At 49.2% G+C, this 14,790-nt stretch carries 13 protein-coding genes; 5 read left to right on the top strand and 8 right to left on the bottom strand.

Annotation, left to right across the window (positions count from 1 at the left end; all coding sequences use genetic code 11):
• Positions 1-7: 7 nt before the first annotated feature.
• The 3 genes from NG665_RS00215 to NG665_RS00225 all read left to right on the top strand — a co-directional run bounded on the left by NG665_RS00215 (position 8) and on the right by NG665_RS00225 (position 3,271).
• The gene (locus NG665_RS00215) at positions 8-2,011 is read left to right on the top strand and encodes a DUF2142 domain-containing protein (protein ID WP_252673327.1); all 2,004 of its coding nucleotides are present in this window, start codon (positions 8-10) and stop codon (positions 2,009-2,011) included.
• Between the two features lie 110 nt (positions 2,012-2,121).
• Entirely contained in the window at positions 2,122-2,859 is a 738-nt protein-coding gene (locus tag NG665_RS00220) for a glycosyltransferase family 2 protein (protein WP_252673328.1), read from the top strand.
• Positions 2,860-2,866: 7 nt separating this feature from the next.
• Positions 2,867-3,271 (top strand): DUF2304 domain-containing protein, encoded by a 405-nt coding sequence (locus tag NG665_RS00225; RefSeq protein WP_252673329.1) that lies wholly within the window; start codon positions 2,867-2,869, stop codon positions 3,269-3,271.
• Here the strand turns inward: NG665_RS00225 and NG665_RS00230 are convergent.
• Together NG665_RS00230 and NG665_RS00235 are read right to left on the bottom strand one after the other, a co-directional pair.
• Positions 3,263-3,613 carry a DUF2304 domain-containing protein gene (locus NG665_RS00230; protein ID WP_252673330.1) on the bottom strand — a complete coding sequence of 117 codons (351 nt, stop codon included), beginning with the start codon at positions 3,611-3,613 and terminating at the stop codon, positions 3,263-3,265. The genes NG665_RS00225 and NG665_RS00230 overlap by 9 nt on opposite strands.
• A gap of 2 nt (positions 3,614-3,615) precedes the next feature.
• Positions 3,616-4,329, bottom strand: a complete 714-nt coding sequence (locus tag NG665_RS00235) for a glycosyltransferase family 2 protein (RefSeq protein ID WP_252673331.1) — start codon at positions 4,327-4,329, stop codon at positions 3,616-3,618.
• Between the two features lie 139 nt (positions 4,330-4,468).
• Between NG665_RS00235 and NG665_RS00240 the strand changes: the two genes are divergently transcribed.
• The gene (locus tag NG665_RS00240) at positions 4,469-6,016 is read left to right on the top strand and encodes a DUF2142 domain-containing protein (RefSeq protein ID WP_252673332.1); all 1,548 of its coding nucleotides are present in this window, start codon (positions 4,469-4,471) and stop codon (positions 6,014-6,016) included.
• 15 nt (positions 6,017-6,031) lie between these two features.
• Here the strand turns inward: NG665_RS00240 and NG665_RS00245 are convergent, their stop codons facing one another.
• Positions 6,032-7,252 (bottom strand): lipopolysaccharide biosynthesis protein, encoded by a 1,221-nt coding sequence (locus NG665_RS00245; protein ID WP_252673333.1) that lies wholly within the window; start codon positions 7,250-7,252, stop codon positions 6,032-6,034.
• Positions 7,253-7,304: 52 nt separating this feature from the next.
• Between NG665_RS00245 and NG665_RS00250 the strand changes: the two genes are divergently transcribed.
• A complete protein-coding gene (locus NG665_RS00250; RefSeq protein WP_252673334.1) occupies positions 7,305-8,186 on the top strand; it encodes a glycosyltransferase family 2 protein in 882 nt (293 codons plus the stop codon).
• A gap of 36 nt (positions 8,187-8,222) precedes the next feature.
• Here NG665_RS00250 and NG665_RS00255 read toward each other — a convergent pair whose 3' ends face one another.
• From NG665_RS00255 to NG665_RS00275, 5 genes are all read right to left on the bottom strand, one after another.
• Positions 8,223-9,080, bottom strand: a complete 858-nt coding sequence (locus NG665_RS00255) for a LicD family protein (protein WP_252673335.1) — start codon at positions 9,078-9,080, stop codon at positions 8,223-8,225.
• A 31-nt stretch (positions 9,081-9,111) separates the two neighbouring features.
• On the bottom strand, positions 9,112-10,908 hold the full coding sequence (locus tag NG665_RS00260) for a phosphotransferase (protein ID WP_252673336.1): 1,797 nt from the start codon (positions 10,906-10,908) through the stop codon (positions 9,112-9,114).
• Between the two features lie 87 nt (positions 10,909-10,995).
• Positions 10,996-12,105 (bottom strand): glycosyltransferase family 4 protein, encoded by a 1,110-nt coding sequence (locus tag NG665_RS00265; protein ID WP_252673337.1) that lies wholly within the window; start codon positions 12,103-12,105, stop codon positions 10,996-10,998.
• Between the two features lie 28 nt (positions 12,106-12,133).
• Positions 12,134-12,985: a dTDP-4-dehydrorhamnose reductase gene (gene rfbD / locus NG665_RS00270; protein WP_252673338.1), complete on the bottom strand. Its 852-nt coding sequence runs from the start codon at positions 12,983-12,985 to the stop codon at positions 12,134-12,136.
• A gap of 205 nt (positions 12,986-13,190) precedes the next feature.
• Positions 13,191-14,453: a lipopolysaccharide biosynthesis protein gene (locus NG665_RS00275; protein ID WP_252673339.1), complete on the bottom strand. Its 1,263-nt coding sequence runs from the start codon at positions 14,451-14,453 to the stop codon at positions 13,191-13,193.
• Between the last annotated feature and the right edge of the window lie 337 nt (positions 14,454-14,790).

The raw sequence follows: 14,790 nt of genomic DNA on the forward strand, positions 1-14,790 counted from the left end.
GGTGCACATGGAAAAGTCGAGTATATTGCCCAGTTCAGCAACGATGAATCTTTCACGCAGAGAGATACGGATACTGGGCGTTATCAATGCCGTTATTTTTGCAGTTGTCGCACTCAGATTTGCGATGATCAGCATTGAAGCACTTGTTTTTGGTGTCTCACTCGCAATAGCAATTAATCTTTCAATCGATGCATGTTATTGGTTCTACACCCGCATCGTCACCAAGACGATGCCGGCTACCAAAGCACTCTCAATCGCCATACCTATCTCACTCTTCGCAGGTTTTGCCCTTGAAGCGGCAACAATCATCGGTATTCCTGCTTCCTCCCCGCTAAACTTCAGCGAATGGAATCCGCTGCGTTTGGTATTTTCAATCTATCTCTCCTTCCTACTCCTCACCGCGATATTTTTCCTGCGCTCCCACCCCGCTAGATCGGCAATCTTGCGACGATTAGGGCTTTATGTCAGTTTATGGTTCCTCATCACTGCTGGCGTTATTTTCTTTGCATGGCTGACAGATTCGTTGCCATGGAGCACCTCAGACGCGCACGAGAACGCTCTATTCATTCTCTTGTCATGTATTTCCACGGCTGTGCTGGTCTTGTTCATCCACGCTCGCCGCAAGTTCACCCTAAGCTCTCTATTTTTTGTTGTGGCAATTTTGGCAGGTTCACTCTTGACCTTGTCGATTCCTCCGGTTCCAGGTATTTCCTGGGACGACGAAATACACTATGCGCGATCAGATGGCTTGTCATTCTTCGGTCAGGGCAAGGCGACCGCATCAGAATTTGAATATGTTCAACGCGCCTGGCTAGACAACGAAGGGCTGCACATCTTCGACATTGAAGAACGAGTTGCGAGCATCGATCAACAATACGAAACCGATGTTTCTTCTTACCGGATCCACAACGTTGATCAAATCGCCGAGATAGGAGCCAACAAATCCTTATTTGCGATCCCGTCAGTTGGCGCTATCCCATCAGCGATCGGCATTTGGCTGGGACGCTTATTTGCTCTTTCGTTTAGTTGGCAGTTTATTTGCGGCCGACTAGCAAACTTAGCGTTCTACGCCGCAGTGATGGCTGGCGCAATCCGGATCACGCCGATTAACAAGGCATTGTTGGCTGGCATCGGGCTCATTCCTACCTCAATTTTCTTAGCAAGCAACTATTCGTATGATCCGTGGAGTATTGCGTTTATTTCACTGGGTTGTGCACTGGTTTTGCGGGAAATAGCGCAGACCGATAGGAAACTAACGATACCAACCTTCATCCTTATGATGTCTGCCTTGGTTGTAGGCATCATGCCTAAAGCAATCTATTTCCCGATTCTCGCGATCGCGTTCTTCATGCCAAAGGAAAAGTTTTCTGCGACTTTCATCCAGCGTCGTTATCGGCGTGCCTCGGTTCTCATAGTTGCATTAATGGTGTTGTCGTTTGTTTTGCCACTACTATTTTCTCCCGCTGTCCAAGCTGGCGATCCGCGCGGAGGCAACGGCGTGAACAGTGTCGAACAAGTGGTTTATATTCTCACCAACCCATTCCAGTATGCCTTGACGTTGTTAAAGTTCTTAGCCGGTTATTTATCGCCGCTGGCTTCTGGCGATTATTCGCTGAGTTTCGGATATCTGGGTTCACTTTATGAGGTGATCCCCGCTATAGTTCTGATCCCACTTATTCTTCTCATTGTTTTAGCGTATTCTCCCTGGAAAAAAGGCGAGTCGATTCTTTCTGTTGGTCAGCGACTAACACTATGCGGCGCACTGTTAGTGACGGTTGTGTTGATCGTGACCGCGCTATATGTGAGCTTCAATCCGGTAGGCGCCCACGTCATTAAGGGAGTCCAAGTACGCTATCTGTTGCCGCTGCTTTTCCCCTTCTTCTTAGTGGTGTTTTCTGGGGCTGTGCCGCAAAAATCGGCCGTAACGCTAGTTGATAAAAGCGCGCTGAGTATTATGGGTATACTAGACGTTGTCTGTGTGGCGATCTTGGCAGCATACGTTGGCGTTTAGATCTCTAGAGCCACTATGTTAATGAAGAATGGTGATGGGCGAGTGTGGTTGGAAGTATATGCATCGATAATTGTTTCACCGACGTCGACGAAGATCGGTAACTGAAAAACATGGCTGAACTGACGAACGTTGCACGCACGAACGAAGAAGAAAAGCTCCTAGCGCAATGGACCCCAGCAATCGCTCAACGAAGCTGGTTAGTTGTGCCGCTGTACAACGAAGAGCAAGTAATTTTTGATGTTCTAACCCAAGCGTTGGAAGTCTTCCCCAATATCGTGTGCGTCAACGATGGATCGCGTGACCAATCTGCCCATTATGCTCGACTGGCTGGAGCGCATGTTGTTGACCATCCGATCAATCTCGGTCAAGGTGCGGCGCTGCAGACGGGGATTGAATATGCGTTGTCTGATCCTGATGCGCAGTATTTTGTCACCTTCGATTCTGATGGTCAGCATCGGACTATAGATGCGGTCAAGATGGTGCTTCGGTTAGCAAGCGAGGATCTCGACGTCGTTATCGGCTCACGTTTCCTCGACAACAGAACGAAGCCGGGTGTGATTAAGAAAATTGTCTTGAAACTTGCGGTAATGTTTCAGCGGGCCACTACCGGAGTAGCTTTAACTGATGCTCACAATGGGTTGCGTGCGTTGAATCGTCACGCAGCTCAAACGATCCGAATTGTGCAAAACCGAATGGCACATGCCTCAGAAATTATCAGCGAAATTTCTAAGCATGATTTGGCATATAGTGAAGAGCCGGTACACATTGTTTATACGGATTATTCACGTTCGAAAGGCCAATCCTTGTGGAATTCGGTCAATATTTTGTCAGACTTGCTGTTTAAGTGAGGACCTCATGGAGTCAAGTCAGTTTCTTATCAAAGCTATTCTTATTCTGGTCTTTGTGGTGGCGGCGATCATTATTATTGTCCCGCGTAAAAGCTCACGTGGCCTAGCGATCCGTCGCGTGGGGTGGCTATGTGGCCTACTCGTTGCCTCCCTAGCTGTGCTCTTTCCTTCTTTAACCGATAAGGTAGCGCATTGGGTGGGAGTTGGCCGCGGTGCCGATCTTGTGCTTTATATGGCGTTAGTTTTCGCCATCGGCTATGTGTTGAACGCTTCGTCAAATGCCCGGAAAATGCAACGCGAATTGACGGTTTTGGCACGCAAACATGCGTTGCTGGTAACGTTTGTGGAAGAGAATTTAGTTTCGCGCGCTGAGCTTGACTCTGACGACGGCGATGCGCGCAGCTCACAGTGATTGTTTAAGGGTGCTTACTTCGTGGTGGAGTATCGCAATTTCTTCAGCGAGTCGGCGTCGTTCTTCTTCTAGTTTCGAAACGGCGATAGCTTGATGGATTTCCATAACGACTAAAACCGCAATGACGACGAAGAAAATCATATTTGCCGGCACGTCGAAGCCGACGATGCTCGTCAATGCGTAGAGTCCAGCGGGCCATAGTGCGGTGATCAACGCAAGAAAATCAAGGCACAGCCACAACCACATATATTTTTCTTTAAGGACGCGGTTGCGCACGAGCCGGATGAGCTGGATGCCGATCAGTACAATGACGATCAATGAAACTATTTGAATAGTAGTCATAGTTATGCTTTCTTAGAGCGTGACATCAATGCGATAGCGAGTGCTAGTCCGGCTCGGAATAAGTAGATGGCGGCTTTGAATGGTGAGTGGGAGGGAATACCTGCGGTGCGCTGGCGCATCTCGACACCAACTTGCGTGATGGTTAAACCAGATTTAATGCCAATAACGAGTGCTTCGATGGTATCGCCAAGATATTCGGCGGGGTAGTTGTCTACATATAGCTGTAGTGCTTTACGTGAATAGATTTTAAATCCAGATGTGACGTCGGTGAGTTTGGTGTGTGCGAGCCGACTCATGATGCGCGAGAGTACCACCATAGCCCACCAGCGCGGACCGTGTGCGGTGTAATGACCTACACCAGCAAAACGAGCTCCGATAACGACGTCGGCACCATTTCGTGCTTCTTTGAGCATAGTGTGGATATAGGCAGGATCGTGTTGGCCATCGGCATCGACTTGGACTGCGTAGGTGTAGTTATTTCGCAGCGCATAGTGAAATCCGGTTCGCATTGCGCCGCCAACACCAAGGTTGATCGGTAGATCTAAAACGGATGCTCCTGCTGCCTTGGCAATTTCCACGGTGGCATCACGTGAGCCGTCATTGACAACAACACAATCTGCAGTGGGTAATTCGCGGTGGACTGACTCGATCACGTGTGCGATAGAATCTTGTTCATTCCAGGCGGGAATGATGATTAGAATGCGCTCTTTGGCCAAAACAATCCTCCTTACTGTGGGAAATTCTACACCATTGCCAACGTTGAAAAAGATGTGACTTGGAGTGGTCATCATAAAAATATCGTGAATATTCTTTACCATGATAGTGGTGAGACAGTGGGTAACCTAAGGAAAAGGCATGCAGGAAGAAATTTCAGGGTTGGCAGAAGAAAATATTGAGCACAAAGTAAGAACACGTTTTGCAACTCGCAGAACTGTGCTCCACGTTGTGTTGTTTCTTTCGCTTTTGGGCGCAGGGTTTTCGTGGATTTTGGCTTCACCTATCGGCGGTTCTCCGGATGATGATTTCCACATGGGCTCTATATGGTGTCCGCGACCGGCATCGCAGTCCTGTGAAACCCGCATGGCTGACGGATACGAGGAGATTTTAGTTCCTGAACCGGTGGCACTAGCCACCGATTGTCATGTTGCTAAAACTGAGCAATCTGCAGCTTGCCCGGTATCTTTGTCCAATGATCGCACAGCGTATTCAGATCGTTTCGATAGGGGTAATTATCCTACGGGGTATTATCGTTTTCATCATTTACTGATTAGGCATTCAGTGGCTGATTCGATAATACTGATGCGGACGGTAAATTTTTTAATTTCTGTGATTCTTCTTGGTGCCGTGGGTAGTTTATTGCGCCCGTCGCAACGTCAAGTTTATATTCTCGCCATGTTAACGACGTGGATGCCGATGGGAATGTATTTCATTACCTCAATGAATCCTAGTTCGTGGGCTATCACGGGAGTGTTTACGTACGCAACGGCGATGTATGGTTCGATGACTGCGAAAAAGATTTTTAATCGCAGAGCGCTGTTATTCATCGCCTATGCTGGTGCGCTGTTGAGCTTTGTTTCTCGGGGAGATTCTGCATTTTACATTTTCGTTGCTACGGCGGCTTTGGCGTGGGCGATCAAGTTCAAGCGTGATGATTACCTGTTATGGATCAATGCTGCGGTGCTGGCTGTGATCGGTGTTTATATGATGATGGGCAGTGGCCAGGCAAGTATTGTTGCTAATACGACGACGGATACCGGTAATCCGTTCGTCACTGCACTTCGCACATTTTATGATTTACCACGCTACTATGCAGGATTTTTGGGTTATGGGTTAGGCCCGGGCTGGTTTGATATTCCGTTAGATACAACTGTTACGTTGTTGGCGTTGTTCTTAACGGGCTCCATGATTTTCCTTGGTGCAAGCGAAGGGAACTGGAGAAAGTGGATGTCGGTTTTGATGGTCGCAGGAGCGATGTCTGGAATACCGGTATTAATTGTGACCATTGGTTCCTATCCTCGTCTTGGCCCTTACCAGCCACGCTATATGCTCCCGTTGCTTGCGGTCTTTATGTTCTTCTTGTGGGCAGATCGTATGGGAAGAGCTATTTTATCGACTGGTCAAAAAATCATTATGTTCGTGGCGTTATTCGTAGTCTATGGTGCGACGTTGCATACGGTTATGTGGCGGTATGTTTCGGGCATTGTAGGGGTGCATCCGGTTGATCTAGATGCTGACGTGCAGTGGTGGTGGAGCGTACCGATTTCTCCAATGTCTACGTGGGCGATAGGGACTGGAAGTTTCTTGGTATTTTTGCTGTGTATCGCCTTCTTGTGGCGCAAAAAACCAGTTGCACTAAGTTCGCGCGAAACCGCAGTTGATTTAGGTGCTGTATCTGCGAAGTAAAGGTGTAACAATACCTCACGGGCGAAGTATTGTTTTAAAGTGAATGCTTATTCCGATCAGGGGGCTAATTGTGAGTGCCAGTAGGGTGCGCACTTCTAGCGGGAGCGGCAAAAGCAGGATCGCTAGTGCCCCCGCGGCACACGAGTACCAGCCAATAAGGCACTCTTTATAACGATTAAGAGCAATTGTGATGGTACCTCCGAGAACGAGGAGAGCTAGTAAGGCAGCGTCGATAGCCAGCACGGTGAGGGTGAGTGCAGAATTTGCGTAAGCCGGACCGAAAACGAATGACATAACATCTGTTCCAAAGAGCGCCACTACAGGAGCAAGGATTATCGTGAAGGCGAAGACACCGCCAAAGATTTTCTTCGTGGTGCTACGTCGTTTTTCCGGCGAGCCTAGGTAGTAGGAAATGATGACGGATTGGAATGCGAATAGTGGTACAAGGAGTGGTGCTCGGGTAACCGAGACTGCCAAAATGAGATCTGATGACTGTGAGAACTCCGCAGCAGGAGTCGTCAGGAGCATCAGCGTAGGGAACCCGTTGATTAAGAGGGCGGTTGCCCCTGCGGAGGCAATGGCGGAGAGAATGTTCTTCGCTAATCTGCGGGCAGGTAGAGCTATGCGAGTGCGCAATGCGCGGCGTAGTTGGCGAGTGTAGGAAAAGAAGATCCAGGCACTAAAACCTAAAACTGTTGCGGCAGCGAATCCTTGGGATGTTTGAATGGTAAATGCCACGAAAAACACGCTGGCTAGCCGGAGAAGAGCTTCTGCAGAGTTGAGCATGCCGAAGCTGAGCCAGTTTCGTAATCCGCCTAAAATTCCCAGTGTTGTTACTTGTCCGGTGTATAAGATAACTGCGATCATCATTATTGCAGTTGTGAAAAGAGTAGGTCCTAGTGGATCGTTGCTGTGGGAAAGTAACCATATAGCGGCAACTATGATGGAGACGATTACGCCATAGCTAAGAGTTATGCGATAGGGAGTTAGCGTGGCGCTAGCAGGTGGTGGGGTGGCGATAGTTTCAGACCCTACGGCCCGAGTTATTTCTGATTGAATACCTGATAGTGTTCCGGTGGCGAAGAAGAGAGTAGCCCAAAACGATAAGAACAGTGCGTTGTCGCTCGGGGAGAGCACACGTGCAGAGATGAAGATGATCGCAAACCCGCTGAGGGCTGCGATACCGGCACCGATGGATACACTCATGCCTGCTTGTACCTTTTTTTGTGCGCCCATCGCCTTCCTTCCGTTGTTAGACTTGTTTTAGTCTATCGCGATGGAGGTGGGGATGATGGTTATTGATATCATGGTGCCGTATTGGGGGCGTGTTGATTGGCTCGGTGAGCTCATTGAGTCTGTGTTAGCTCAAGATTGTGACCAGTGGCGTTTAGTTGTTGTCGATGATTGTTATCCGGGAGATGCGGCTCGTAAGCTTGTTGAAGGTCTTGACGATGAGCGGGTGAGCTATGTGCGTAACGAGAAAAACCTTGGTTTGCGCGGTAACTTCCAGCGATGTGTGGAGTTATCGACTGCCGAGTATCTGGTGATGCCTGGTAGTGATGACCGATTCTTACCGCATTATGTTTCGGCGATGTTGGATGCTGTTGATCGCCACGATGCTGATATTATCCAACCGGCAGTTCGTGTTATTGACGCAGATGGTCATAGAGTCGAGGGGATGACGGACAAAATAAAGAATCGTATTCGCCCGCGTCAGCTCACCAACGGTACGGTGATGAGTGGCCAAGAAGTAGCAGCATCGTTGATGCACGGAAATTGGATGTATTGGCCATCGTTATTGCTACGTCGCTCAACGATTGTGCAGTATCCGTTTCGGGATTTCACTATCATGCTTGACCTGGCTTTAACGATTGACGTTGTTGTTCACGGTGGAAGTATTGCGTTCGTGGATGAGGAATGTTTTGAATATCGGCGCTCGAATTATTCAGTATCGGGATCAACTGCTATCGATGGGCAACGTTTCGAAGATGAACGACGATACTTTCAGTTGGCGCATAATCTTTTTAAAGAACGCGGGTGGACTAAGGCGATGCGGGCTGCGCGATGGCATGTGACGTCACGGATTCATGCGGCGACGTTGCTACCTGGTACAGTGTTGCGCCGAGATGGGCAAAGCTGTAAATTCCTACTTAATCACTTGTGGATGTAGGAGCTTTGCCCGCATCCTGTTTCTCAGGAGTATCGTTTATTGTGGCGCGTAGGGGCCAAAAACAACCGCAGATGCCGCATGGTTTTCGCGTTCATGTTCGGGTGGGATACGCATGTAGTCACCGTATCCTCGGGTGAGTATGGCGTCATAGTCATGAGCTAACATAACCTCGATGCCGTCAAACGGTACGCGCTTAGCCGGAAATAGCTCAGCTACGGTAGCAGACCAGCGTTTGGGATCGCGAGTTGAAAAGTCACCGAAAAGATCGGAATCGTCGTCGTCGAAACGTCGCGCGGCCTGTTCCCATTGCCGAACCAACGTTCGCGGTGTAACACGCGATAACTTGAGCGTCCAATGGATCGTGTGCAAGGCAGTAGTGACCGCGAGCTGGATCGGGCGCGGTAAAGATAACACCGCGTTGGGTGTACCGCGAAGATAGAGCAACCGGCCCCACAACCACGTCTGTTTACTTTGCTTGGAGAAGTCGTGTGCAGTGCGCGGAATACGATCGAGGGGGAAAAGGTCGATGCCTAACGGCATCCGATACTCACGTTTGTGCGCTACGCCAGGGGTGAATTCACTGTCACGTAGTCCGAGTACACCAAAAGTCTTCGGGTATGCAGGATCGGTTCGCGAATCAATAAGAACATATCGCGAATCGAGAAGGCCGGGAGCTTCGTTAAAGAACTTCTCATAATCTTCGCGCAACATACAAATATCGACGTCGTCATCCCAGGGGATAAAACCGCCGTGGCGCACCGCTCCAATAGCAGAACCGCCGTAGACCACATAGCGCAATCCCAGCTCAAGGCACACGCGATCAAATTCGCGCAACACATCGCGCATCGAGCGCTGGATTCTTTTAAGTGTTTGTGGATCGTAGGTATCAGTCATGTCCAATTCAATCCCCTAAGGCCGATCTGAGTTAGTCAGTTGAAGTATAACGTTGTTTATAGTGCGCTAACAGCTCATCAACACCGTGCGTGGCATGTTTGTAATAGGTGAGAAGCCATTCGCCAGCGTCATCGCCTTCGGCTTCCTTAAGCAATGCCCACACATACCAACACCATCCGGCGAAAACAACATACGCCCAATAGTGGTAGCGTTCCTGGGTGGTTGCTTCGCGCTGCAGATAAAAGCGCAATGCTTTTTCGGCAATTTCGGTGGTCATACCGATTGAGCTAACAACCATCGTTCCAAAGTCTGCAGCCACATCTGACATTCCAGCATATTCCCAATCAATGAGATTCATACTCGAATCTTCGCCGATGAGGAAGTTCAACGGATGGAAATCGTTATGGCTGGGCACGAGAGGAAACTGGTCTTGGTCAACGTAGTTCTTCAGCGCAACGATTTTTTCGCGCAGCTCGCGATACCCCGGTACGTTAATTGGGCTGCGGTTGCTAAGTAACTGCTCAAAGCGCAGTCCTTCGGCCACGAAGTCAAACCTGCGCTCTAGCTTTGTTCCAGATTCGTGTAACCGGCGCATCATCTGCATTGCGCGGTCGAGCTCGTCGTCGTTGGTGATATCCAGATTGCGATTGTTTGCCACGAATTTCGATATTTTCCATCCAGCTGCGGGATCGGTGGCAACCAACGTAGTATCGAGTCCTAAGCTCCGGGCCAGGAGGAGTGATTGTTCTTCGGCCTCGCGGTCAATAAGTGCTTCAGTCCCGATCCCGGGATGCCGATAGACGTATTCGTTGTTATTGACTGAAAAGTGGCACGAGAGATTTGTTAAACCTTGTTTGAGCGGATAGAAGTCACGTATTTCGGTAACGTCGCATGAAAGTGCGGCGGTGATGTGGTTAAAGACTTCAGAATCAACATTAGCCATAAAGTATGGATCAAATTCTCGCAGTTCGTCCACGGAATCGAACTCGTTGATAACTCCGGCGCGATATTTACGAATGACCATATCGAAGTCGCGAATATTTTCGATGAAGAGGTATTCCCAGAGCTTCGGCGCGGTTTGTGGGAGATGGTAGACGCGCTCAAGTAGTGCGGTGAACGTGGTGGAGAATTCGCGATCAAAATACACGTGGCCGAGCATGGTCCACGCATCGCTGCCGCCGATAGTGCAGCCGATGATTCGCCCGCCCGGGCCAGTGGTCAGACACCATTCGTTGGTGGGTCCTGCTACATAAGTGGCTGAATAGTATGCGTGATAGACGTGTGACTCAAAGGGGTTTTCAGTGAAGTAGTTATCTGAGGAGCACACGTAGGTGTTGCCAAGTTTTTCTTTAACCCGCCACAGCGAACCGTTGTTGTTCCGGGTGGCATATTCTTCGTTGACGACGATAGAGACGCCATACTTTTCGATCAGATAGAAGAAGTGTTCTTTTCGATATCCGACGACGACGGTGATGTCGGTTATTCCGGCGGCGTGGAGTTGCTCAATTTGGCGTTCTATCAGGATTTCGCCGCGAACGCGCAGGGTTCCTTTGGGCCGTTCATAGGAAATAGGTGCAAAGCGTGAGGATAATCCGGCAGCGAGAATGATGGCATTTTCAACGGCATACGGTTCCAGGGCGGTGCGGCCGAGTTCGGTAATAGTTTTTTGGCTTAAGTAGCCTAGATTTTCAAGATCGCGAACTGCGGTGTTGATCTTGCCAAGGGAATGCCCGGTGAGGGTTTGTAGCTGGCGCTGGGTTGTGGGTTGGTTGCGCGTTGATAGGGTGTAGAGCACGTCAAACTGTGTCTTGTTAAGTTGGTGTGCCATTGGGTTCCTCCCGTTATCAACAAAGCCTTTGTTCAAATATACCTGTTAATGAAATAAAAGTGAACAAGTGGGGTATGTGGTGATAGCTCAGCGCCGAAAATCTGCAATGACCTCGCGGCAGAACTCGGTGTAGCGCTGAGCTTGCTCTGGCCAGGTCAGATCCTTAATCAGTGTGGGATCTGAGGGAGGAAGCGGGGCGCGAAGATAATCGAGCAAGGTTGAGCGAAGTGCGGCAGCGGTTTTATCTTGGCAAATAAGAATGCTGGCTCCTTTTGCTAGGAGGAGATCGGCGCCAGGGACTGGGAATGTGACTACTCGACCTTGCTCCGCGAGTGCCTCTACCAGCGTTGTTTGGAAGCCTTCTGAGAGTGTTGAGGGGTTGACGAGAGTAGCACCAGCTAGTTTTTGGCGCACACTAGCTGGATCGATCCGGCCAGGTGCGCTGACGAGATTATCTAGGTTGAGTTCGTGAATCATGTGCCGTACATCGTCGAGTTGGGGGCCATCGCCGATCACTTCACCAGTGACGTTAACGCCTTGTTGGGTTAGCCATGCGAACGTTTCTAAGAACGTATCCCAGCCTTTGCCTGCAACCAGCCGGCCTACGAAGACCAGATGGTGGGGACGATCGGGCCGGGTGACGTCATCGCGAGGTGGCGTGATTGCGTTGTAGAAAACGTTTGCTGGCTTGTCGCTGAGGTCTTTGACGAAATCAACGACGGCTTGGGAAACGCCGAGAACTTTATGTGCAGAACGTAGCACGAATCTGCCAAACGTCAGATCGACGATGCGAGAACCGAGCCAGACTACGGGGTTTTCTGTGGCGACAAAACCGCTTCCGTGTTCGGTGTGGATGATTGGCAGACCTGCTTTTTGCGCAGCCCGCACACCAACATAGGTCATCGGGAAAAAGCGAGTGTTGGTTGCCACAATATCAATCTTTAATTCCCGCAACGACTTTGCGATAGTGCGGGTCGATCCCCAAGACGGGAAGGATATGACACCAGCTATGGGAAAGTGCGAGCTTCCGGTAAGGACGTGGACGCCGTGGTCGAAGCGTTTTCCGGGCGGGTTTAAGATGGTTAAGACCCACACCTCATGCCCCATTTTTGCCAAAGCACGCCCAAGGTTTTCCACATGGTATTCGAGGCCACCGGTTCTAGGCGGATAGTTGTTGACAAAGATAGCGATTCTCATAGTGGTTTTTCTTAATCCTGAAACTGGGCTATAGCCCCAGTACGTGTGAAGCGGCGATGCCCCAGCGCTCGCGCCAATCACCAATAGGTTCAACACCGATTTTAGCCAACGCTTCATGCCCAAGAGCAGAGAACGATGGACGCTTAGCTGGGCGATCAAACGCCGCCGCAGTGGTTTCGGTAACCATCGCTGGATCCTTGCCAATGGAGGACATGATGGCTTTGGTGAACTCAAACCACGAAGTTTGCCCTTGGCTAGTTCCGTGGTAGATGCCCGAAGGTGCCTTGGCGTCGATCAATCGCACGATCAGATCGCAGAGATCAACTGTCCAGGTTGGTTGGCCGATTTCGTCGGTAACTACAGAGAGTGTCTCATGTGTTTGTGCAAGGCGTGCCATCGTCTTTGGAAAGCAGTTGCCGTATTGGCCATAGAGCCAAGCGGTGCGAACAATGAGGTAGTTATCTGTGTAGGTGCGAACCGCCCATTCACCGGCAACTTTCGTGCGACCATAGGCCGAAACCGGATCGATGAAGCCGTCTTCTTCCCACGGTGTCTCGCCATCGCCCCGGAAAACGTAGTCGGTTGAAATATGTACTAGCCGTGCACCGATTGCGGCACACTGACGTGCCAGGTTTGCCGGCCCGGTGGCGTTGACGCGGAACGCGGTTCCTTCGTTCTCTTCGGCGGCGTCAACTGCGGTAAAAGCTGCACAGTTGACGACGACGTCGACGTCGGTGACAACACGTTCGACAGATTCGCGGCTGGTGATGTCAATATCGTCGATATCGACTGCGATGACATGGTGACCATCTTTTTTGATTCGTTGCGTGAGATCAGTTCCGAGCATCCCTTTAGCTCCAACGACCATCCATGTTGACATTATTTTCTCCTCATCGCACCGGGTGATATTTATAGACTCAAGCATATCGCGTAACGTGGGCTAACTGTTTTATCTAGTACAGTATTGTGGACTTTCATTCCCAAAATAGTTCCTGCAATGGCGTAAACTGGCTGAATCTCGGGTTAGTCGGTGTGTGAAAATGCGTAAGGACTAGCTTCCGCTTCGCTCGGTTTGAGCACTTCGATCAAGCCGCACGGTTATCGTCATCTAGTGAGGGGGAGGGAAGTTTTCGATAGCTTTGTGCGAATAAGATAACCATTATGACAAGTGCACCCGAATAGGCTGCGGTGCCAACCCAACTTGGACCATTAATTCCGAACATATTAATGAACCATTGGGATAGTATGACGGTTAAAACTGCAGCGAGTGCATTTCCAATGAATGCTCCCTTATAGTTTCGCACAGTAATCAATAGATCATTCATAAACCATACAAAGGCAGTAACTAATGTAAATAATATAGCTGGTTGCAGGATGTAAGTGTGCTGGCTAATTTCACTGCCAAATAAGATCTCTAAAAGCCAGTTGCCAAAAACTAACAGAAGAATGGATAACACTACGGTGATAAGGAGGATGAAACCTGTTGTTTTCTTGATCAGTTTCAATGCAGATTGCTTATTTGAATGAAGACGTTGTGAAAGTTCACGAAGAAGTGGACTGTAAACATATGTAGCCCCCATTTGTACGATGAGGACAGGAGAAGCTACGGAGGCGTAAATCCCTAGAGCGTCAGCGCCTAATGTGAGTTCGAGTTGTTGGCGCGGAACAGTAAACACGACTGTGCTAAGAACTTGGGAAATAGCAACTGGGGTAAGTGTAAGAAGGAGTTTTAGCGAAGGTAGGATCTCAATAATTGGCTTGATACTCTCGAATTTGGCAGCGCGCGGTGCATCATAGAAGCATCCGATGAGGATTTCAGAAACAATCATAGCGATGACGGCCCAAACTAGAGAGTTTGTCATCCACAGCGCTAAGCTGAAAAATACCACGTCTGTAATACCTTGTAGAATATAGGAGATTCCAGCGATATCCATACGATAGTGGCGCCAATCGATTGCACGAAAAACCTCGGTAAAGCTGACGATTAAAGAGTAAATCAGGTATAGAATTACCGGAATTAAATTGGTTAATGATGTGGTGATGAGTGCGTAGAGGCTACCTGCGAAAAAGGCGATGAATGAGGTCAAAATTCGTAGACCTACATAGTGATTCGAGGAACGTTCATTTTTCACGTCAGTAATTTGTAGAGTGCGCAGCCGGTAATCTGCAAAAGGCAGAACGAGATTTGCAATAGACATGGCTATCGCCAGGCCTCCTGCAACATCAAATCCAGAAGAAAGGCGGACGGCTGCAATCGTTATAACGTAATTGCACGCAAGTCGTATCGTCGAACCAGCTGAGTTCCACAGCATATTGCTTTTTAATGACAGCTGTTTATTAGTGCTCATACGCACCTCATAGCTTTCCCGTAAATCTCTATGGCTCTAGCAGAGTGTATTTAACAAAGTAGACTATAGCAGTACGCGATAGTGAACTTCGTAAAGTATGCCGTATGCCATCACATAGGAGTGATGTCTAGGAGTGGTTATATGTCGTAACACAAAAGACTGATAGTCAAGCCGCCCTCAACTGCCTCACCCTCATGTTGACATATCTAGGTTTAGATACCTAAAGTAAACGATTACGTCTATATGTAGGCTGATTGTGCGGGTGTTGGTAAGACACGTCGTACAATTATTATGGAAACATCTGCAATGAGTCCTGTGATGCCTAACCTTCGTGGAG

It is taken from the genome of Arcanobacterium pinnipediorum (genome assembly GCF_023973165.1).
Taxonomy (GTDB): domain Bacteria; phylum Actinomycetota; class Actinomycetes; order Actinomycetales; family Actinomycetaceae; genus Arcanobacterium; species Arcanobacterium pinnipediorum.